The sequence below is a fragment of the Bacillus sp. FAU20 genome (genome assembly GCF_056033865.1).
In genome coordinates this window covers 539,305-560,568 of record NZ_JBVYHY010000026.1, presented here as the reverse complement: position 1 = coordinate 560,568, position 21,264 = coordinate 539,305, and the positions used below count along the sequence as shown (strand labels likewise).

Sequence of the window (21,264 nt, the reverse complement as noted above, 5' to 3'; positions counted from 1 at the left end):
TCTTAATTTTGCTATTACATCAAATAACGAACCCATCTTCTCCCCCCTATACTCTTGCTCAAATTATATATATTCTTCTTTACATATATATTTCAATTTTACCGAAATATAATGTTACTGATTTGCTCGAAATCGCAAAATATATGAACTAAAAAACCGATCTTTTCGATTTAGGAAAGACCGGTTTTCATTAGTTTATACAGTAAGCTTTCCTCCATGATAGCAATAATACTCTGCTGCTTTAAAACTTTTAATCCTATTTAAAGACTGTTTCGCTTTTTCTATATCTAAACAAAAATTCGGATTAGCTATTACTAACTCACTATTCTCTTGAACAGCCGCATCTCCCGTAATTACACAATCTAAATTCGGAAAATATAATGAAATATGCCCCGAAGTATGTCCTGGCGTCGCTACTATTTGACATTCATTATTCAAAATCATTTGACCATCATGCACTTTTTCATCGACGGAAATATGTTTTATATTTTTTAACTGTTGTATAAACCATTTACCAAATTCTTTTTCTTCATTTGGCATACGTTCTAACATTTCTTCAGCTTGAACTAACCTCTCTGATTTTATATCACCACTAATATAGTTAGATTCAATTTCACTAGCAATAATATTAATGTGAGGATATTTCACTTTGAAATCATATAAAGCCCCTAGATGATCATCATCATAATGAGTAATAATTATATTTTTTAAGTTTTTCATCTCATATCCATGTTTTAATATTGCATTTTCAATTAAAGGTAAAAAACTTGTATATCCTGTATCGACTAATGTTAATTCATTATGTACTATAATTAAACTTGGATAAACACATTGTTTTTGCCCGTTAAATTCGAATTCAATTGGTAGTTCTATTATTTTCATTTTTCTTCCCCCATACCGCTTATAAAATGCATAATAATAACTAAATCATCCACATACATTTTACAATATATATACTATGTAACGGAACAATGTGAATCATTGTATAATCCACATTATATTATTTTAAACAGGTAATCCCCTATTTTTATGGAAATATATAATTAAGAAAAACAATAAAATTGATTAATCTCTCACTTCTTTGTCCATCCTTTTAAAAAATCTATATTTTGTAAAAGGAGTGTTTATATGGAGAAACAGACACTTTGGAAAAAGTTCAAAAAAAGCTCTGTAAACCTCGGTAAATCTAGCGTATATGAAAGTATTATTTTATTCTACACAATGAAAAAGAAAGAATTACCTACTAAGGCGAAATTCATAATATTAGCCGCTTTATCTTATTACGTATTAACAATCGATTTCATTCCAGATATAGCTGCTATTATTGGGATTGGCTTATTAGATGATGTTTTAGCAATCGCTGTAGCGCATAAATACGTTATGAGACACGCAGATGCTGAAATTCGAGAAAAGAGCAAAGTAAAGATGGAATCATTATTTACTTCAGCACAAGCATAATGAAATTATCTAGTCATTTACCTACCTTTTTACTTTCAAATAAAGCTAACTGTAATTAATGATAGTTCCACCTCACTGAATATTCCCCTTCACCATGAGAGCATAGCAGAATAAATCCCTAAACAAAAGTATTTCTCTTAGCTCTCAAACCGTAAACAAATAAGGCGTCAGCACTTGTTCCTAAGTTCTGACTCCCTTTTATTTGTTCTTATATCTATCTGTTATACAGTTGCATGTGTCCCCTTATACAAAACTGCTATTGCCGCTACTATAAGAATCATACCCATAAAAGCAGGTGCGGCATGACCAAGTGATACATAGATTTGTCCTCCAAGAATAGGACCAATCATTCTTGCTAAAGCTTGAATAGATTGGCTTCCACCTTGAATCCTTCCTTGTTCACTAGAACTGACAGACTTTGAAAGCATCCCGTTGAATGAAGGCCCGAAAATTGAATCCCCAAAACCATACATCAGCATTCCAACGATAAGTAGTGGATAGAGTGAAAGCAAAGCTGATGCCGCAATAAAACTGTATCCTATAATCTCCGAAACCATCCCAAGAATTGCTATTTGTTTATCACTAAGCTTGATTAAAAGCTTTGGCATTATAAAACTTTGTGAAACAATGTCTTGAAAGCCCAAAATTGAAAACATAAGTCCGATTAATGGAGGTTTCCAACTAAAAGTATCCATTGTAAATTGCGTGAAAATTGCTTGTAAAGATCCGTTAGGTATCCAAAGTAAAAACGCTGAGACAAGTAACCATTTTAAATTTTTCATGGAAAGTATGTTTGCTAGCTGTGCAAAAGGATTTAACCTTACAAAAGTAATCTCTTTTAACCTGTTATTTTTGTCAAGACTCTCAGGCATGTATTTCATACCATATAAAACATTTAATAAAGTTATGAACGCTCCAAAGTATAATGGTACAGAATGACCAAACTTTGCAAGTAAGCCCCCAAGAGTTGGTCCAATAATAGTTCCCGCACCTACAACCGCACTCACCCATCCAAAGTATTTCGTTCTCTGCTCTTTTGGAATGATGTCTGCAAAATATGCGAAGATAGTACTTATGCTCCCACCTGTTATACCTTCTATTATCCGTCCAGCAAATAGTACCCATAAAGCTCCTCCTATGCCAAAAACTAAGTACCCGATTGCAGAACCAAATAAGCATATTAAAAGTAATGGACGACGGCCATACTTATCGCTTAAAGCCCCGAGTGCTGGAGCAGCTAAAAACACGCAGGCGGCATATACGGAAGTTAGTAGTGTAACAACTAATGCTTGTTCTTCCGGATTACTTGTATATGGTTGTACTAAGAATGGGACTACAGGCATGATGATACTGAAACCTATACCACAAAGAAATACAGAAATAAGTCCGAATAGTAAAGCATGTTTATCTATGCTTTTTTCAGTTTCCCTTTCATTTTGTGATCTAAATATAGACATTTGACTTCTCTCCTTAAAATATTTTGTTGCTTTGTCAACAAAATAATAACTCCATTTTGTTGATTAGTCAACAAAATAAAATAATAAAAAAGCAGCCTATTCTCATATTAGAGTAAGGCTGCCATTTATTCTTAAAATGTCTTACGATTTAATATGTATACCTTGTTTCTTTATTTCGGCATCCAAATGTCTACTATACTTTTCCACAAAGCTAATTATACTGTTGAATTCTTCTTCAGTTACTTGCTCAAATACAGCTTTATCCCGCTCTTGAAACTCTTTGTGCAGATCTTCATGGATTTTATAAATTTCTTTCCCTTGTTCGGTAAGTCTAAAATAAATTTCTTTCTTATTTTCTGACTTTTGGTAGCTTTCAACAAGGCCTTTTTGTATGAGCTTCTTAGTCATTCTACTTATAGCACCACGAGTCACATAAAAAGCCTCTGCGAGTTGTGTCACGTTAGAATTTGCATTGTTTTCAATATATTCAATACAGTGGACTTCAGAAGACTTAAACCCTTTAAGACCTTCTTCCATCTTATCTTTATTAAGCCAAACCAGCTTATTATATAATTCCCTGAAACCGTTCATGACCTGTTCTTCTTTATTCATGACCTGCCCTCCTCACCGCTCATTAGCACATTAAGACTATTATATTAAATTTCTGCTTACGTTTCGACAATATTGAAATAATTATTGTAACATTAAAGATATGTGCAAAAATTGGCGCTTAAATAATACAATTAATTAAACGGAAAATTCTGCAAGTTTATTGCTACTTACAGTAAACGGTAGACAAAAAGTAAGAGCTAAAATTATTTCTCTTAGCTCTTCTTTCATAAAACTATTTTACTTCATTAGCAACAAAAAAGTGCTCACATACACTCGATATGCGCTGTAAGTCCACGTTCCCACCAGATATAACTGCTACTACCTTTTTTCCTTTTGTATAGCTATCAACTTTTCCTGCAAGAAGTGCAGCAGTTGCTAACGCACCTGCACCTTCTACAACAGCTTTCCCACGTTGTAATAAATCTTTCATCGCTACTTCCAGCTCTTTTTCTGATACAGTTACAATATCATCTACTAATTCTTTTACAATTTCAAATGTTAATTCGCCTGGTATTTTAACTGCACAACCATCTGCAATAGTAGGCGCCTCATAATGTTCTACGATTGCGCCTTTATCGTAAGATGCCTTCATTCCGTGAACATTATCTGCTTGGACACCAATTATATTAATGGATGGATTAAAAGATTTCAATGCTACAGAAATACCAGAAATAATTCCGCCTCCACCTATTGGTACAATGACAGTATCTACATCCCACATATCATCAAGAATATCTAATCCAATTGTACCTTGACCAGCCATTACCTCTACATCATCATATGGATGTAAGTATGTTTCACCTGTTTCCCTTATAATTTCTTCACATTTTGCCTTTGCATCATCAAAGGTTTCACCATGTAAAATTACTTCAGATCCATATCCTTTAGTTGCTTCAACTTTCGCCTGCGGTGCAGAAATTGGCATAACAATTTTACTCTTAATACCGAGTAAATGAGCAGATAATGCAACTCCTTGTGCATGATTACCTGCTGAACATGCAATTACACCTCTTTCTTTTTCTTGATCCGTGAGCCGCGACATTTTATTAAATGCGCCACGAAATTTAAAAGAACCCGTTAATTGCATATTTTCTAATTTCAAATGAATTTCTCCGCCCGTTTTACTAGTCAAGTAAAAAGATTTTACTAATGGCGTTTTACGAGCATTTCTATCTAGAATTTTGTGAGCTTTTTTAATATCGTCTATATGTAATGGTAGTTTTCTAGTTATCATACTTACACCTCTTCCAATGTTCTATTCCTAAGTTTTCGTAAGTCTTAGCTCCTTTATACGAAAAGAAAAAGTCTTTATATATGTACCCCACTCTAAAATAAACACATTTGCAAACAATTTAACATCCTCTTCATATCGCGTTCTTTATAATGATTTAAACATGCAATTTGAATCCAATTATTCTTTTGCAAATAAGATGACTCATAATGAACAATGTATCCTTGTAATGCTAACGCATCGCCTACTACTTTAGAAGAATGATCTTCGCTCAATACAATAGTAAGTATAATTGGCGCGGCATGTTCTTTAGGTGAAACAAGCTTTAACCCCATATCAGTAATAACTTCTTCAACATAATCGTATGTCTCTTTAATTTTTACAAATGCCTTTTCATCTTCAAATCTCTTCAACGCTTCTTGCAATGCGTAAATTAAATTCCATGATTGTGAGTATGGAATGCTTTCATTTTCTTCATACATGCCAATGTCCATATAGGCCGGCACAGCCTCGTTTATTTTTACAATGTGGTTATGAAAAACGAAAGAAATTCCGGTATATGATTTAATCGCTTTACCGCTAACACCACTTGCAAAATACACATCTTTCAGGTCTAATGGTATTGCTCCAATTGAACTTATACAATCTACACATAGTTTCATTTGATTCTCGTTACAAAGAGTATTTAACTCGTCTAAATCGTTTAACATTCCAGTAGATGTTTCATGATGAACAAACCAAAGCCATTCATAATTTCCAGTTGTTATTATTTCTTCTAATTCGTTATAAATAAACGGTTCTCCCATTTCTTTTTTATACGTATCAAAATGTAACCAAGCTCGTTTTGCATGTCCAACTAATCTATTTCCAAATTCTCCATTTGTTAATATTAGTCCTTTCCCTTTTAAAGAACGTAACTGTAAAGCAATCGCATCATTTGCTAACGTCCCTGTTCCTAACATAAGCTGTACATGTTTTGCTTTTGTCATGTGAAGTAACCGTTTTTTCGCATTGTCCATTGTCACTTGAAATGACTTAGATCGATGCGAAATAGGCCGCGTAGAAAATGCCTTTCGAACATTCTCTTCAATATCTACTGGACCAGGTAAAAACGTATATTCTTTCGTCATAATCCCCCCAACACTCGACTCTTCAAACATAGCAGGAGTAACATACATTGGCTGGAAGGTTGCTTCTTCTGTACCAACTAACGTATGGAAAGATTTGAATCCCATTTGCTTATATAAAGCTAGTTCACGTGTTGTTGCAGAAATGAGTGCTAATTCATATCCGTTTAGAAGCAAATAACGATGTAGAAAACGAATTAATCCTAACAACGCTCTTCCATTTCTATATTCACGTTCTACTGAAAGTAAACGAATTTCATACACTTTTTCTCCATGCTCTTGCAAATAAACATCTAAATTTGAGATTTTATAATCTAACGAGAATGGTCGTTTTCCCCGCACTGCGACCATACCTACTAATCTATCCTCATCTAAACAAATTAAATATGTATTTTCTTTATGAAACCGATCTATACGAAACCGGTCTTTCGTTTCTTCATGTTGTGGTATCTCTTCCACAAAAGTTTTATAATTTAATTTATGTATACTTTCAAATTCCCAATCTTGATCAGCAACTTTATAAATTAACCCCATGCCTTATCTCCTTTATCTATTTAATAAAAAATGATAAGTGGAGATTATCTCCACTTATTAAACATTCATTTTATTCTCGATTTACATATAGAATAAGTACAATAATCATTCCACTTAATATAGTGGTAACAATAGAATAAGAATAAAGAATCATACAAATTGGTAAACAAGCAATCGTAATTAGTCCTGGCTTCGTAAACCCTTTAAATATTAAATAAAATACAATAAAAATGCCTAAGAGGGTAAGCGCTATCAAATAATCAAATGCGATTAGTCCTCCTATAAATGTTGAAATACCTTTACCGCCCTTGCCTTTAAATAAAACTGGGTAAATATGTCCAATAATAACGGCCAATAATGTTAACATTACGAATGTAGGATCTTTAAAAAGAGATTTTGCTACAGCAACAACTATTGCCCCTTTAATCGCATCACCTAAAAATGTAGCGATGAAATACCCTTTTCCATATACGCGCCCCATATTTCTTGCGCCAGGATTTCCGCTTCCTTCATCCCTAATATCAACGTTATGTCTCAATTTTGTTACTATATAAGCGGTCAATATGTTTCCAATTAAATAAGAAGCCACCAAATATAAAAACTGCATACTATTAATCATGTAATCATTCACTTTCTACATGGGAATACATATACAATATTCAATTACTACGTATATTGTACGTTTTTAACATACATCCCTTTATACATTTTAACATCATATTTTTACAAATCATACAAAAATTCTCATACACTATTTTTTAAAATATATATCCCTCATTAAATAATATGTTCCTTTCACTGCCATTTCTGCTTGTGATACGAATGTAATTTCTTTCATACTTTCTTCACAGCATTTCTGAAATACAGCAAATATTTCAGGAACTAAACGCAATATACTGCCACTTACTGCAATTGGCGTTGAGTACTTAAAGTTCAACTTGTTATAAACATTTACTGTAATCCTTGCTAATTCCTTTCCAGCTTGCATCATAATTTCATGCGCATCATCATTGCCATTTCTCGCTTCCTGAATAACTAATGGCGCGATTGCTGCAATTTTATCTTTAGAAGAAGTATATACTAAGCTTTTTATATGAGACGGTGTCAAAAGTTGAAACTGCCTTTGAATATTCAAACTCAATGGACAAAGACTGATTCCTTGATCGAACTGAATTGCCATTTTCTTTAAAGCTTGTAATGCAATCCAATATCCGCTCCCCTCATCTCCTAAAATATGTCCCCATCCACCGCTATACTGATATACTTCTTCTTTCTTTCCGATACAAATTGCACCTGTACCACCTATAGTTAATATTCCATCCTTACCTTTTAAAGCTGCTGCATGCGCAATCATTGCATCATTAAAAATTTCAATTTTTGTTCCGTATTTCTTTTTAAAACGTAATGTTAATTCATTTGTATTCGCTCCGCTTATACCAGCTACTCCTAAACAAATACAAACGCAATGCCCATTTATTAAACTCTTCTGGCATTGATCAATTGCTTCCATAATATGCAACAGTGCCTGATCAAAATCTATTAATACATTTCCAAATCGGCTCGTACCTCTTACAACTTCATTTCCATCTTGATCAAATGCAATGGCCTCCGTCTTCGTTCCCCCGCCATCTACTCCAATCATATACTTCATATGTTCGCCTCATTTTCATCTGCGTATGGAGGGAATGTTATATTCCCTAAAATTACGGAATTCTTAGCACCTGTTGCGCTCGGCATATTACTCGGATTACGATGATACGTTTCGTTTGCTAAAATAGCAAACGCAATTGCTTCTTTCGCTGCTGAAGAATGACCAATATCTTCTTGTATACATATGCTACATTTCTCTTCTCTTAATCCATTCCGTAACATTTCAACAAGTGTATTATTATAACTTCCACCACCACCTAAAATCACCTCATCAATTTCATAATACGGCAAAATAAACTCCTTATAATGATGAATAATTGAACATGCTGTAAACATCGTGACAGTTGCCAATATATTTTCTTTACTATGCTTTTTAAATCGATTCAATATATCAGTCACAAACGATTCTCCAAACTGTTCTCTACCTGTTGATTTTGGTGGTTTCATGTTCAAAAATGGATGGTTCATACAGTATGTTAAAATTTCATCTACAACTACCCCCTGCTTTGCAATCCAACCATTTTGATCATATGGTACATGAAATAATCTTTGACATACTTCATCGATTACCATGTTGCCTGGTCCCGTATCAAAAGCAATAACACTCTCATTACTTCGTTTACTTGGAAGCACTGTAACATTCCCAATCCCACCAATATTTTGTAGCAGTCTATTTTTAGTTTGATGCTGATATAAAATAACTTCTGAATATGGTACAAGTGGTGCACCTTGTCCCCCTGCCGCCATGTCCATTGTTCGGAAATTCGAGATAACCGTCGTGTTCGTTTCATATGCTATTACTGCTGGTTCCCCAATTTGCAATGTTGAAGAAATAATATTCCCTTCTTGCTTTGGCTGATGATAAATCGTTTGTCCGTGAGAACCTATTAAATCTAATTGTCTCAAAGGAAAATTGGCCTCTTTACAAACTTCCTTTACAGCATTGGCGAAGAATAAACCAAGTTTAAAATTCAAACTACATATAAGTTGGACATTCGAAGTTTCAATTGATAACGCTTGTTGGATCTCATTTTTTATATCATTACAAAATAGAACTGTAGTAAAATAGATGGGTTCAATTTTAGAATCTACACCGCTTCCTTCTATATGAACGAGTGCTACATCTATTCCGTCTAATGATGTACCGGACATTACCCCTGCAATATACATAACGTGCATGACCTCCTATTTACTAAAAAACAATCATGTAAGTAACCAACGTACAACCAATCGAAAACAATATAAATCTAAAAAACAATTGAGCTTTCGATGCAAACGACCCATCGATGAAAGAAACAACTATCGTAAGCAAAACGCTTGCCGCAATGCTTGTAACGAGCCATATACTATGCATTTGCGATAGATTTAGCATGCCTAATAAAGGGACAAAAAGTAAATTTGAACAAATCACTCCAAATAATAATAAAAATACACCTTTATAACTAAATTTTATATTCATTTTATTCCCCCCTTACTGGTTTTAATGTGAAAGAAGTGATAGACAGAAGTCTATCACTCAAAATAACAGCATGCAGATTAAGGATTAACAGATTCCCCGTCACCATGCTTTTCAATTTCAAGCATATTTTTGTCGTACATTTTAAAGAATGGTAAATAAATAAGGAATGATATAGCTATATTTATTAAGACTAATACAATAGCACGCCAATCTCCACCTGTAGCTAAATATGCACCAATTGGGGCTGGTAATGTCCATGGTGGCATAATATGAGTTGGCGTTACAAAACCCATTGCCGTTGCGGCATAAGCAATAGTCGCTGTTACTAGCGGCGTAATGACGAAAGGAATAATTAAAATTGGATTTAATACAATCGGCAAACCGAATATAACCGGTTCATTTATATTAAAAATCCCAGGAACAATACATGTTCTCGATAATGCTTTCGAATATTTTGACCGACCAAATACGATCATCGCTAACACAAGCCCTAATGTTGCTCCCGAGCCACCAATCCAAATAAACCATTGATAAAACGGTTCTGGTGCAATAAATGGAAATTGACTCGCACCACTTGCTACAGCTTCACCGTTTTTTCCTAGATATACATCCCAAAGCGGTCTTGCTACAGTACCTACAACCGATACACCATGTATTCCGAAGGACCAGAAAAATGTAATTAAAAATACAGGTATTATGACGCCAAAGTAACTATCTCCAGCTTTGACTAACGGTGCGGCTAATTTATCCACTACGTAATGTACATCAACTTTAAAAACAACTGTAATAAGGCTCATAATAATAATAACGAATGCAGCAGGTATAAGTGCTTCAAACGAACGCGATACTGACGGTGGTACTTGTTCTGGCATTTTAATCGTTACGTTGTTCTTCTTACAAAACCTTAAAATCTCAACTGATAAAATAGAAACAATCATAGTCACAAATAGTCCATGCCCTCCGAGATTTGTCATCGGAAGCATGAATCCTTTTTTATCAATTAATTCAGGAGTTAATGTTAAAAGTAGTGAACATACTGCAAGCTGAGCTCCCGATAAAGCATCTAACTTATAACTCTTCGCTAAATTATATCCTATTCCAAATGCTATATATAAAGACATAATAAACATAGTTAAACGATATGGTATTAATATACTTGTTTGATTCTTTAATGCCCAAACGGATATGAAACTATCTTTCGGTAATGGTGGAAATGCTACGATTAAAAAGAAACTTCCTACGATGATAAATGGTAATGCTGAAATAACTCCATCACGGATTGCTTGTAAATGTCTCTGTTCAGAAAGTCTTGCCATCGGTCCAGATAAGTTTTTATCAAGAAACGTGACAAACTTATTCATAACGGTTCCCCCTAACGAATTAAATCATTTACAGTCTTTAATAAAGTCGCTCCACCAAGCGGCGTATATGCTTGCGGCGGAATGATACCACACGGAATAGACTCCTCTTCTGCAAATTTTTTTACAGAGTCAAATCGGTGTCTAACTTGTGGTGCAACCATTACAACATCCCAACCATTCTTTACTTCTTCCTCTACCTCATTCGTTCCAATTGCATGCACTTCCATGTTCACACCATTTTTCTCCGCTTCTTTTTTTAAAGCGTTTACAACAATTGCACTGGACATTCCTCCAGAACAGACGAACAAAACTTTCATTTGTTAATCCTCCTATACTTATAATTTATTACCCTTCAAATGAAAGGAAGTTTCACTTTACTAACAAGCATATGAAGTAGTAAATGAATTTATTTATAATGAAAGTAAATTTCATTATAAATATTTCCCCTATTAAATTAATGTTTCAATATGTAATTTTCTCTATTGCAAGGTCAACCTCGCCTCAGATATTATTTTAACTAATCATATGATAGGAGGCGTATAAATGATCGTTAAACGTTTATTAATGATATGTTGTATCGTCATCTTGTTCATCCCTTTCTCTTTCATTCCCCCTCACTCTACTTATGCTGAAGTAAATACTGCATACAAAAAACACGAATTACGTGCTGTATGGATTGCATCTGTTCTGAATATTGATTGGCCCTCAAAAACTGGCTTACCCATTGAAAAACAGAAACAAGAATTTATACGATTATTAGACGATGTAAAAAGCACTGGTATGAATACAGTTGTTGTACAAATTAAACCAACTGCTGATGCTTTCTATCCTTCAAATTACGGTCCTTGGTCTGAATACATTACGGGGACACAAGGAAAAGATCCTGGTTATGACCCGCTCGCATTTATGATTGAAGAAACTCATAAAAGAAATATAGAATTCCACGCTTGGATTAACCCATACCGAATAACGATGAATCATACCGATATAAATCGATTATCAAATAATCATCCTGCAAGGCAACATCCCGATTGGGTTGTACCTTATGGTGGAAAGTTATATTACAATCCTGGTATTCCGGAAGTGAAAAAATTTATAACAGAAGGTGCTTTAGAAATCGTACAAAATTACGATATTGATGCGCTGCATATGGATGATTATTTTTACCCATATAAAGTAGCCGGTGAAGAATTTCCAGATCAGAAAACGTACGAAACATATAATAACGGTAGATTTACAAATATAGAAGATTGGCGACGTAACAATGTAAATGAACTTGTAAAAGATTTAAATACTGCTATAAAACAAGAAAAATCATATGTAAAGTTTGGCATTAGTCCGTTCGGCGTATGGCGAAATATAGCTGACGATCCGACTGGCTCTAACACAACCGCAGGCCAAAGAAACTATGATGACCTTTATGCTGACACACGTGAGTGGATACAAAAAGGATATATTGACTACATTACACCGCAAATATATTGGAATATAGGTTTCACCCCAGCTGCATATGACATATTAGTAGATTGGTGGGTTAAAGAAACAAATAACAAACCGATTCACCTATACATCGGTCAAGCGGCCTATAAAATTAATAATAACTCCGTCCCTGCTTGGTCTGATCCAGAAGAATATCCGAGACAAATTGCATTAAACCGGCTATATCCTGAAATAAAAGGTAGTATGCATTTTAGCTTAAAAGATATTAATAACAATCCACTTGGAGTTAAAGATCGACTCTCAAAAGACATATATAAATATCCTGCATTAATCCCGCCTATGCCTTGGCTTGATCATGATCCACCAAAACAACCGACTTTAAAAGGTGCCATTCCAAGAAATGAAGGTATTGCAATCGGTATCATTGACAATAGAGATAATGATTCTGCTTATTACGCTATTTACCGCACGAATGGGAAAAATGAAGTAGATATACAAAACCCCAAAAATTTACTTACTACTGTAAGAAAAACAAAACTTGGAGAAATTTATGTAGATAAAACCGCTATTTCTGGAGAAACGTATACGTATGTCGTAACTGCAGTTGATCGATTGCATAATGAAAGTGTGGCTTCTAGTAAATCTACTATTCAAGCAAAATAAAAGTAAGAGCCCGCATTTTTTTGAATGCGGGCTCTTACTTTTATTTTCGTAGTTCACTATATTGAATATGAATTCTATTCTCAGGGTTTTTATCTACTGTGTAAAGTACAAATAAGAAGAACCATTCTAGTGGCTTCATTAAAATATAAACAAAATCAGCCGACCATTTCGTATTAATATGTTTACTAATTGGATAACCGTATTTATCATAAAAATTACGAATAACTTTATGACATTTTGGTACCCGCTCCTCAATTACATTTTCAAAAGCGTTCGCAATTAATAACTGTCGATTAACTGTAATTCTTTCCCCATGCCTAATTCCTGCTCGTAATGGCTTAACGATGTTTTTATGACCTTTCACAGAAACTGTACATAAATAATGCCCATCCCCGGAGACAATTTGAGGACTTGGGGCGGGAATCTTAGAATAATTAAAACTACTTGTTTCCATAAACACTCTTATAAAACTATCTGGTTTTTGGCCAAACAGTATTAAAATAAATTGAACAATTAACAAGACAGGAAATAAACTTATCATCCAGACTGTAGCCATTTTTTGATATCCAAAAGAAATGCGATACAGCAATAATATAATTCTGTTGCTCTGCGTATAATCTTTCTCATTCTGAGATTGTATGAAATAACCTAATGTATTTCTTAATTTAGCTAAGAATAATAGACTAAATGCAAGCATTCCAACTTGAATACAAAAGACTGGAATGTATCTCAATCCTCCTAATTCCGTATAAAAAGCAGAGCCTGTATGAGTAATATAGATGAATGTATATACAATGTTTACTATCATTAAAGTACTATAAAAAATATAAAATATTGGTGAAAGTTTTATTAAGCCTGTTGTTAATCTCCAATACGAAACTCCACCTAAAATAACTAAAAGAACTACTATCGCAATGTGGTCATGTGCTAAAGAAGCATATTGATCAGACATCATTCCGTTCTTTTCGAATTTATGTAATGGTATTCCTGCTCTTACATCATTTGCATTCCACATAATACCTAAACCAAAGATAAAATAACTCAAACCTATTGATAATATTTCCTGTGGCTCGAACTTTAGTATACTTGAGGAATTCTCCTTCTTCAATTGGAAACTATCCCATGCTTTACTAATAGGGTAGCCAAGAAATAAAAATAGAATTACAAATAGTATGACTAACTCAATTAGCACAATATCATACCCCTTTTATAATAATTGTTTACACAAAGTATAAAAAAACACTCTATATTTTACCACTTATTAACGTTTGTATATACAATTTCACAAAAGATTACACTCTCTCAACTCAAAAAAAAAACGCCTAAAAGCTGAAACATTCAACTTTTTAGGCGATCTCTTCTATTTATTCTTAAACTTCTCAGTCGCTGCTCTCATCTTCACATTTAAATCGTGATCAATTGAGTCGCGAATATCTCGCTCTACTACTTCCATTTCTTTTTGGAAATTTTCCAAGTAGATTTTCAATTCTTCTTCCTTCTCTGGTCTTTGTGAAGGTGGTAATTGTACTACCAACGATAACATGGCCGTTAAATCTTTCATTAAGAACGTTTCAAGTTTATGTTGTTGTTCAAACATGCGTTGCTCTTGATAGTACGGAAGTGCATTCAATACTGAAATTGTAATATCATCAACCGTTCTTTGTAATGAAGGATTTATTGAGCGTTTATACGCTTGAATTGTATTTAATGCGTCTGGATAACGGTCATAAAAATACAATTTGTAAAATGATAAGTCTGTCGGTTTTACAGTTTGTTGTGTTTCTTGTCTTAAGAAATCTTTCACTTTCATCGCAGCCACATCGATATCTTCATTCGTAAACTTTTTCGTAGTTTTTGCCATTACATGCACTTTTTTCTGCTTTTCTTTCGGTAACATCGAGAAGACTTGTTCTCTCGTACGTTGACCTGATGCACAAAATAGAGTATTTAATGTATTTTGTTCTTTCTTTCCTTCAGTGCGAATCCAGCGATAAAACAGTGGATGTTGTGTAAATTCTTGTAGAAACGGTATTGATTTGTTTGATAACTTATCTAAAGAATCTTGCGCTCTTTTATATGGCTTCGCCCATGAAAAATACAACTTCCGTCCGAAATATACGACTAAAACAACAACAGTAAATGCTATTAAAAGCAATGTACCGAGTAGTAATAGTACTGTTTGAATGAAACTCATTTGTTCACCTCCTCTAATAATCCGTTATTTCCTTGGACGCTGAATGAGTTTCTGCTTCATCTCATCATTAAATGTGTCTAGTTCAATAACGAACTTCTTACTTGACTCGATAATACGTTCTGACGATTTTTCAGATGCTTCAATTGCAGCGAACACATTTTGGAATGATTCACGTAATTTATCCATGCTAATAGCGGGATTTTCAAGCAATTTCGTCGTCTCTTCTGTATTTTGTTTTAACGCTTGAGAATTACTTAATACCATCGATTCAATTGCTTCATTCGTCGCATTTACAGCGTCAATTGTTTTACGTTGATTCGTTAATGCTAGCTGAATAGCAGCTGAAACTGTTACAACGTTTTGCGTCATCGTAATTGCATTTCGTATTGCCTCTGTTAACTTTTCGTTATTTTTCTTAATGATGTCTACAGAAGCTATCGATTGTAATAATACACTTTTCGCTTGCTGCATATTACGTGTACGTACAAGTATCTTTTCTAACGCATCGTTAATTAACGGAATATCTCTTTGACGCTCTGGGTTTTGTTTCTCAGCTTCAAGCATGCCAGCAAGCTTTTTCCCTAAGTATACTTGTTTATCAAGCGCATGAATTTTATCGTGCGATTGTTCTTTTAACATTTCAAGACCAACTGTATCCTCTTGTAAGTTATCACGGCCAATTAGAAGGGATCTAATAATTTCCTCGATTTGTTTATCTATAGATTGGTATTTATGCACGTATGTTTCAAGTGGATTTTTCTTGAATACTTTAAACATTATTTTCTTCATACCACTTGCTTTAAGTGAATTGGGATCAAGCTCTGATACCACTTTTCGTAATTCTAACAATGTATTTGGAATTTCTTCATTTTTCCCATTCATCATCGCTGTTACAGGGCGTTTTAAAGCTGATAACGTTTGTCCTGCTGCTTGTTGCTCTTTATCCCCTAAATCTCCTAGCTGAGACAATACTTTTGATAAATCTGTATTTTGCTCGCTATTTAACTTTTGTACATAAAGATCAGCTTCTTTATTTAGTTCCTCTAATTCTTCATCTTTTATAACTGTATCAACTACTACTTCTACATTATTATCTTTCACAATGGATACAGGTTCTTTTTTCTCGAGTTCAGTCAACAAAATCGCTCCTTTATTTATATGTGCGAATTTATATGCACTATATTTCATCAATTATATCGTATTTCATATACATTCTGACTGCTTGAAATCGATTTTTTTAGAAATGTCTGTTTATGCAGTCATTCCCTGTTTCTTACTATAAGTATACCTGTAATCAACATAATTTTCCTCAGACTTAAGACCTAGAGAACTACATGCTGAAGGCGGATTCTTCATATATTTCCTAAATAATTTATGTTCTTTTAATCGTGCTACACTCAATCTTTTGACATTCACCCGTTTTCAATGTGATAATTCTATTACACTCACTTCTATTTATTTTTGCGAGCTACAAATGCTCCCTTTTGAAACGCTAATAACACCGTTTCAAACGTATCATCTTCTTCAATCATTTTTATAAACTCATCTAATTCACTCGCATGAGAAGTTGCATTATCAACAACAAGAAAACCTTTTGGTTGTAACATACGTTTTATATGCTCAAACCACCACATGTATTGCGTGCGCTCTGAATCTAGGAAAATAAAATCAAATGAATGATCTAATTGTGAATCTAAAAATGCCCCTGCTTCTTGATTATGAATATCGATTCTTTGTAACAGGTTTGCCTTTTCAAAATTGACAAGTGCCTCTCCAACTCGTTCTGAAGAAAGCTCTACAGTTGTTACATTTCCATTTGTTTCTTCTACTGCATTAGCTAACCACAATGTAGAATAACCATTAGAAGTTCCAATTTCTAAGATGTTTTTTGCATTACACCCTTTTACTAAAATTGATAAAAATTGCCCCATCTCACGAGAAACATTCCGTAATTTTTCTTCCCTTGTTTTTTTATTTCGATCATGCTCTTCTCCATATTGTTCAAGTTGCAATAATAATGAATCTACTGTATCCATTCTTTTCATCGCCTTTCCAAGCAATATGATGAAAAAAGCTCTTGCTGCCCGTCTACTTTTTATTATATGCGAAACAAAAACCTTTTTCCTGTTATATGACAAAGATTTATAATTTTTTATAGCATATTGTTTCGTTTTTTGGTAAAGTTAATTTCTACGTGCAATTATTCCATTCATATTATTTCATATTAAAATTGCAGTTATTAAATTATATAAACCCCATTTAAATGAATCGGTATTTCAAATTCAATTAAGCGCCCTTTTCGGACGCATTTTCTTTGTTTATATATTTCCAGAAGAAAGGATGCTTACAAATGAACGTTATTAGCTTAGATGCTGCTCGAAAACGAAAGCAGCATAAAAAATTAATGATTACTATACCGATTATTACACGTATTTATGAAGAAGACGGGGAAATTAAATTTGAGGTAGCCGGCGAAAAAGATGTACCTCTTGAAATGTTAGAAAAATAATAAAAAACGCATTTCTGAAGAAATGCGCTTTTTTATATTTTTACATTTAAATGCATAAGTTTTTCAGGATTAACCATCATATAAATATTTGAAATCTTCTCATCCTCAAATGCAAACGAAAGAACATACGTTACTTTATTATTTATTGTAACTATAACTCCTGGTATACCATTTACCATTTTGAAATCAACAGTGTACTCTTCTGTCAATCGTTGTGCAATCCCAAAGAACAAACGTATAATTCGATCTGCAGAATAAATCGGATTGATCGCAGTCGTAACTTTACCGCCACCATCAGCTTTGAGTATAGCATCTGTTTTTAATACTTCTAACATACCTTCCGCATCCCCACACTGTAATGATGATACAAACTTTTCAACATAAGAAGCCATTTTCTCCGTGCTTAATTTTGATTGCTTCGGTTTCTCCAACATGCTTTTTCGAGCACGTTGAAAGATCTTCCTGCAGTTCACACTACTCTTATCAACAATTGAAGCTATTTCTTCGTATTCATAACTGAAAACCTCTCTTAATATGAAAACAATCCTTTCTACCTCAGATAACTGTTGTAAAAGTAATAAATATGCGGTGGAAAGGGATTCTTTCATTATAAAAGACTTTGATGGCTCATCACTCTCTTCTACAATTGGCTCTGGTAACCACATCCCTACATACACGTTACGCTTATGCGCTGCCGATCGTAATTTATCAATTGAACGATTTGTCGCCATCTTACATAAATATGCTTTCATATTTTCTATAGATTGAGGATCTTCTATATTATTTAGCGAGATAAATACATCTTGAACGATATCCTCAGCATCCATAACACTCCCAAGGATTCTGTATGCTAACGAAAATAATAATGGTTGATACGCTTCATATAACTGCTCCGTTTCCATGATGAACTGCCTCACTTTCATATTGCTTTAAAATGTGTAACGCTGCACGTTTCCCGCTTGCTACCGCAGCATCAGCTAATATTTCATCATGCCCTGCCCAATCTCCTGCAACATAAACACCTGGCATTTCAGGTATATTAGGGCCCGGTTTTTCAACACGGTCAATATGAGGAAAATCATGTACTACTGTTATTTTCGGTAAATATTGCTGTGCAACAACTTCTCTTTTCCAATTTGGATGTAACAACTCCATCGTACTTTCCAATTGTTCTTTATCTTCATGAATATGATTCATCTCTAGCACAGGATTATGGTACTTAATTAGACTCACTGCAATTGATCCATCTTCACTTAATTTAGCTGCTCTCGATTGATTTGTGAAAAATATAGGTTGATCTAATCCTAATACAAATTGATGTGTAGGATTGGGTAATTGTCTCAAGCCAATATCTAATGCAGCAACAGTAACCGGTACCGATTGTTCACTCCATCTATGCAAACTTGTTCCTTCTGCACCTTTTATTATTTTACAAGCTTCTTTCGGCGGAGTCGTCACGATAACTGTGCCTACTTCAAAAACCTCATGATCAACACAATGTATTCTTTGTTTATCTTCGGAATGCTCAATTTCCACAACATGCTTTTTAGCCAAAAACTGTACCCCAATATCATTCGCTATAGCTCTTAATTTTGTTATTATCGTCTCCCAACCACCATCTACATAAACCACCCCCTCTTTTATAGAAAGCTGTATTTGCTTTAGTACAGATGATGCTAATTGTATTGTAGGAGCAAACGTATATGTTGTTGTCCGGCATAGCGCATAAAATATATTGCGAACCATTGGATCTTTTATTTCATTTTCTGCCCATGTAGTTAGACTCATTTTCGGAACTTCTCCTACATCTAAATTTCCTAAACGCATCATAAGACGTGAGAATTGTACTTTTGCAGACCAAGAAAGTAGTGGTGTTGATAAAATTGAGTAAAAATCTGTTGGGATAGTGAATATATCCCCTTTCCATATTCCATGTGCTTTTGTAGATGGTATTCCACCTGGAAGATTCATACCGAGCTCATTACAAGTTATAAACGCTGTCCCGCCTCTATATAAAGCATGTGCACCAAGATTCATGCAGATTCCATTTTTATTTATAGTCATCCCTCGGCCACCGAATTGACTAGACTTTTCTAATACAATCACTTTCCTTCCAGCTTTCGCTAAATATATAGATGCTGTTAATCCAGCAAGCCCACCGCCAACAATTGCTATATCAAATGTATCCATAATAAAATCCCTCCTCAATCGTTCTACATACAAGACGAACGATTAAGGAGGGATGTGACATAAAAATAAATTTTTATTACCCTACTTTATTTCATTACTTTTTAATTCGATCATATTGCATACGAAATAACTCAATTGCAAATGGAATATCCTCTTCACTCTTTAAATAATAACTGATCCATCCTGATTCAGGTAATACGTGATGTGGTTTTACCAATCCTTGCTTCACTAATTCATCTCTCTTTAACTTCGGAAATGGTAAATCAGCTAATTTATCACCATGAAGATGCCCAAGTTCTTTCTTACCATAATTTATTTCAATACCACCAAATCGATGCGGTTTTTCAGAAACACCCGCCCAGCTGAGTACTTCATTTCTAATCATTTCACTAAATGACATGAACATTCACTCCTTATAAATGATTGATGTAATTTTAAATTAACATTTTCATTACTTTTTTCCATCAATCCAAAGTATGAATGGGAATACGAATATAGTTTAGTCTTAACACCTTATTCTTTATGGAATAAGTGAATTTATTAAGCTACCGACAACAGCACAAAATAAAGACTAGACACATATCCTAATTTTGTAACCTAACTTACCTATAGAAAGGCGGGTAATACAATTGACTGCCAACATCGACTATACCTCCCCCTCAACCAATTTTACTTATGATGTAAATAAAAGTAATTTTTTTCGGAAAGATGCCAAAAATTATATAAATGTACTTGGTATTAAACAATTAAATACTTTAGAAAATACTTCATTATTAGATATTTATTTAAGTACAGGAAATGTTGTAGAGCCACATATTCATCAAAATGCAGCTGAACTTGTTTATTGTATTTCAGGGTCTGCTGTTGTTTCTTTACTTAATCCATTTACGAATCAAATATTAAACTTACCGATAAAACCCGGGCAAGTTGCCAACATTCCACAAGCATGGTGGCATTATGAAATTTCTACAGCAGATAATACTCATTTATTAGCTATTTTCAATGCCCCAACGCCAGAAGTTATTTTCGGTTCTGACATTTTAAGATTAACTCCTGCTCATATGATGGCCCATACTTATTGTCTCAATGAACAACAATGGAAACAAGCGGTTTCTCCTATCCAATCAACTGCTGTAATTGGCCCTCCGGCAAACTGTAATCAAAACCGCGAAATGAAAAATTATCCACCCCAGCCCCCCGCTCAACAACATAATCCGTATTGCCAAGACTCTTATTACTTTCCTCTTTACTGGGGTTATTAATTTATAATTTTTCAAAAGAATCATCATTTATCTCCTAGGAAAATACCGAGGAGATTTTTTATTGTATCTTCTCTTCCTATTAATAATAGTAACAATTGATAGTGTACATACATATAA

General features: G+C 34.0%; 22 protein-coding genes. 4 read left to right on the top strand and 18 right to left on the bottom strand.

Annotation, left to right across the window (positions count from 1 at the left end; all coding sequences use genetic code 11):
- Positions 1-195 precede the first annotated feature (195 nt).
- Positions 196-882, bottom strand: a complete 687-nt coding sequence (locus tag AC0OM3_RS24790; protein WP_000691173.1) for an MBL fold metallo-hydrolase — start codon at positions 880-882, stop codon at positions 196-198.
- Positions 883-1,128: 246 nt separating this feature from the next.
- Between AC0OM3_RS24790 and AC0OM3_RS24785 the strand changes: the two genes are divergently transcribed.
- Positions 1,129-1,458, top strand: a complete 330-nt coding sequence (locus AC0OM3_RS24785; protein WP_000415089.1) for a YkvA family protein — start codon at positions 1,129-1,131, stop codon at positions 1,456-1,458.
- 221 nt (positions 1,459-1,679) lie between these two features.
- Here AC0OM3_RS24785 and AC0OM3_RS24780 read toward each other — a convergent pair whose 3' ends face one another.
- The 10 genes from AC0OM3_RS24780 to AC0OM3_RS24735 form a co-directional block, all read right to left on the bottom strand.
- On the bottom strand, positions 1,680-2,915 hold the full coding sequence (locus AC0OM3_RS24780; protein ID WP_000021819.1) for an MFS transporter: 1,236 nt from the start codon (positions 2,913-2,915) through the stop codon (positions 1,680-1,682).
- 141 nt (positions 2,916-3,056) lie between these two features.
- On the bottom strand, positions 3,057-3,527 hold the full coding sequence (locus tag AC0OM3_RS24775; protein ID WP_474213172.1) for a MarR family transcriptional regulator: 471 nt from the start codon (positions 3,525-3,527) through the stop codon (positions 3,057-3,059).
- 232 nt (positions 3,528-3,759) lie between these two features.
- On the bottom strand, positions 3,760-4,761 hold the full coding sequence (gene tdcB, locus AC0OM3_RS24770; protein ID WP_000632956.1) for a bifunctional threonine ammonia-lyase/L-serine ammonia-lyase TdcB: 1,002 nt from the start codon (positions 4,759-4,761) through the stop codon (positions 3,760-3,762).
- Positions 4,762-4,853: 92 nt separating this feature from the next.
- Positions 4,854-6,419: an aminotransferase class V-fold PLP-dependent enzyme gene (locus AC0OM3_RS24765; protein ID WP_000523053.1), complete on the bottom strand. Its 1,566-nt coding sequence runs from the start codon at positions 6,417-6,419 to the stop codon at positions 4,854-4,856.
- 70 nt (positions 6,420-6,489) lie between these two features.
- The gene (plsY, locus tag AC0OM3_RS24760) at positions 6,490-7,038 is read right to left on the bottom strand and encodes a glycerol-3-phosphate 1-O-acyltransferase PlsY (RefSeq protein WP_000610866.1); all 549 of its coding nucleotides are present in this window, start codon (positions 7,036-7,038) and stop codon (positions 6,490-6,492) included.
- Positions 7,039-7,170: 132 nt separating this feature from the next.
- A complete protein-coding gene (locus AC0OM3_RS24755; protein ID WP_000876613.1) occupies positions 7,171-8,070 on the bottom strand; it encodes a BadF/BadG/BcrA/BcrD ATPase family protein in 900 nt (299 codons plus the stop codon).
- The gene (gene anmK, locus AC0OM3_RS24750) at positions 8,067-9,239 is read right to left on the bottom strand and encodes an anhydro-N-acetylmuramic acid kinase AnmK (RefSeq protein ID WP_061884154.1); all 1,173 of its coding nucleotides are present in this window, start codon (positions 9,237-9,239) and stop codon (positions 8,067-8,069) included. Before anmK ends, AC0OM3_RS24755 begins: the two co-directional genes overlap by 4 nt.
- A gap of 22 nt (positions 9,240-9,261) precedes the next feature.
- Positions 9,262-9,528, bottom strand: a complete 267-nt coding sequence (locus AC0OM3_RS24745; RefSeq protein WP_001021977.1) for a hypothetical protein — start codon at positions 9,526-9,528, stop codon at positions 9,262-9,264.
- Between the two features lie 77 nt (positions 9,529-9,605).
- Positions 9,606-10,889, bottom strand: a complete 1,284-nt coding sequence (locus tag AC0OM3_RS24740) for a PTS sugar transporter subunit IIC (RefSeq protein WP_001032290.1) — start codon at positions 10,887-10,889, stop codon at positions 9,606-9,608.
- An 11-nt stretch (positions 10,890-10,900) separates the two neighbouring features.
- Positions 10,901-11,206 carry a PTS sugar transporter subunit IIB gene (locus AC0OM3_RS24735; RefSeq protein ID WP_000865909.1) on the bottom strand — a complete coding sequence of 102 codons (306 nt, stop codon included), beginning with the start codon at positions 11,204-11,206 and terminating at the stop codon, positions 10,901-10,903.
- A 226-nt stretch (positions 11,207-11,432) separates the two neighbouring features.
- On the opposite strand from AC0OM3_RS24735, the gene AC0OM3_RS24730 reads away from it, so the two are divergent.
- Complete coding sequence (locus AC0OM3_RS24730) at positions 11,433-12,992, top strand: glycoside hydrolase family 10-like protein (RefSeq protein WP_000636013.1); 1,560 nt, start codon at positions 11,433-11,435, stop codon at positions 12,990-12,992.
- A 40-nt stretch (positions 12,993-13,032) separates the two neighbouring features.
- On the opposite strand, the gene AC0OM3_RS24725 is transcribed toward AC0OM3_RS24730, so the two are convergent.
- From AC0OM3_RS24725 to AC0OM3_RS24710, 4 genes are all read right to left on the bottom strand, one after another.
- Complete coding sequence (locus AC0OM3_RS24725) at positions 13,033-14,184, bottom strand: DUF6688 domain-containing protein (protein ID WP_000904387.1); 1,152 nt, start codon at positions 14,182-14,184, stop codon at positions 13,033-13,035.
- 168 nt (positions 14,185-14,352) lie between these two features.
- A complete protein-coding gene (locus AC0OM3_RS24720) occupies positions 14,353-15,186 on the bottom strand; it encodes a DUF3974 domain-containing protein (protein ID WP_000008360.1) in 834 nt (277 codons plus the stop codon).
- 24 nt (positions 15,187-15,210) lie between these two features.
- The gene (locus AC0OM3_RS24715) at positions 15,211-16,323 is read right to left on the bottom strand and encodes a toxic anion resistance protein (protein WP_000137407.1); all 1,113 of its coding nucleotides are present in this window, start codon (positions 16,321-16,323) and stop codon (positions 15,211-15,213) included.
- A gap of 314 nt (positions 16,324-16,637) precedes the next feature.
- Entirely contained in the window at positions 16,638-17,231 is a 594-nt protein-coding gene (locus AC0OM3_RS24710) for an O-methyltransferase (RefSeq protein ID WP_002094007.1), read from the bottom strand.
- Between the two features lie 305 nt (positions 17,232-17,536).
- Between AC0OM3_RS24710 and AC0OM3_RS24705 the strand changes: the two genes are divergently transcribed.
- The gene (locus AC0OM3_RS24705; RefSeq protein WP_001100984.1) at positions 17,537-17,695 is read left to right on the top strand and encodes a hypothetical protein; all 159 of its coding nucleotides are present in this window, start codon (positions 17,537-17,539) and stop codon (positions 17,693-17,695) included.
- Between the two features lie 32 nt (positions 17,696-17,727).
- On the opposite strand, the gene AC0OM3_RS24700 is transcribed toward AC0OM3_RS24705, so the two are convergent.
- The 3 genes from AC0OM3_RS24700 to AC0OM3_RS24690 form a co-directional block, all read right to left on the bottom strand.
- Positions 17,728-18,597 (bottom strand): sigma-70 family RNA polymerase sigma factor, encoded by an 870-nt coding sequence (locus AC0OM3_RS24700; RefSeq protein ID WP_000447142.1) that lies wholly within the window; start codon positions 18,595-18,597, stop codon positions 17,728-17,730.
- Entirely contained in the window at positions 18,575-19,885 is a 1,311-nt protein-coding gene (locus tag AC0OM3_RS24695; RefSeq protein ID WP_061884153.1) for a phytoene desaturase family protein, read from the bottom strand. The genes AC0OM3_RS24700 and AC0OM3_RS24695 overlap by 23 nt, the downstream gene beginning before the upstream one ends.
- 94 nt (positions 19,886-19,979) lie before the next feature.
- Entirely contained in the window at positions 19,980-20,285 is a 306-nt protein-coding gene (locus AC0OM3_RS24690; protein WP_000010319.1) for a luciferase domain-containing protein, read from the bottom strand.
- Positions 20,286-20,514: 229 nt separating this feature from the next.
- Here AC0OM3_RS24690 and AC0OM3_RS24685 point away from each other — a divergent pair, with 229 nt between their 5' ends.
- Complete coding sequence (locus AC0OM3_RS24685; protein WP_061884152.1) at positions 20,515-21,147, top strand: cupin domain-containing protein; 633 nt, start codon at positions 20,515-20,517, stop codon at positions 21,145-21,147.
- The last annotated feature ends 117 nt before the right edge of the window (positions 21,148-21,264 follow it).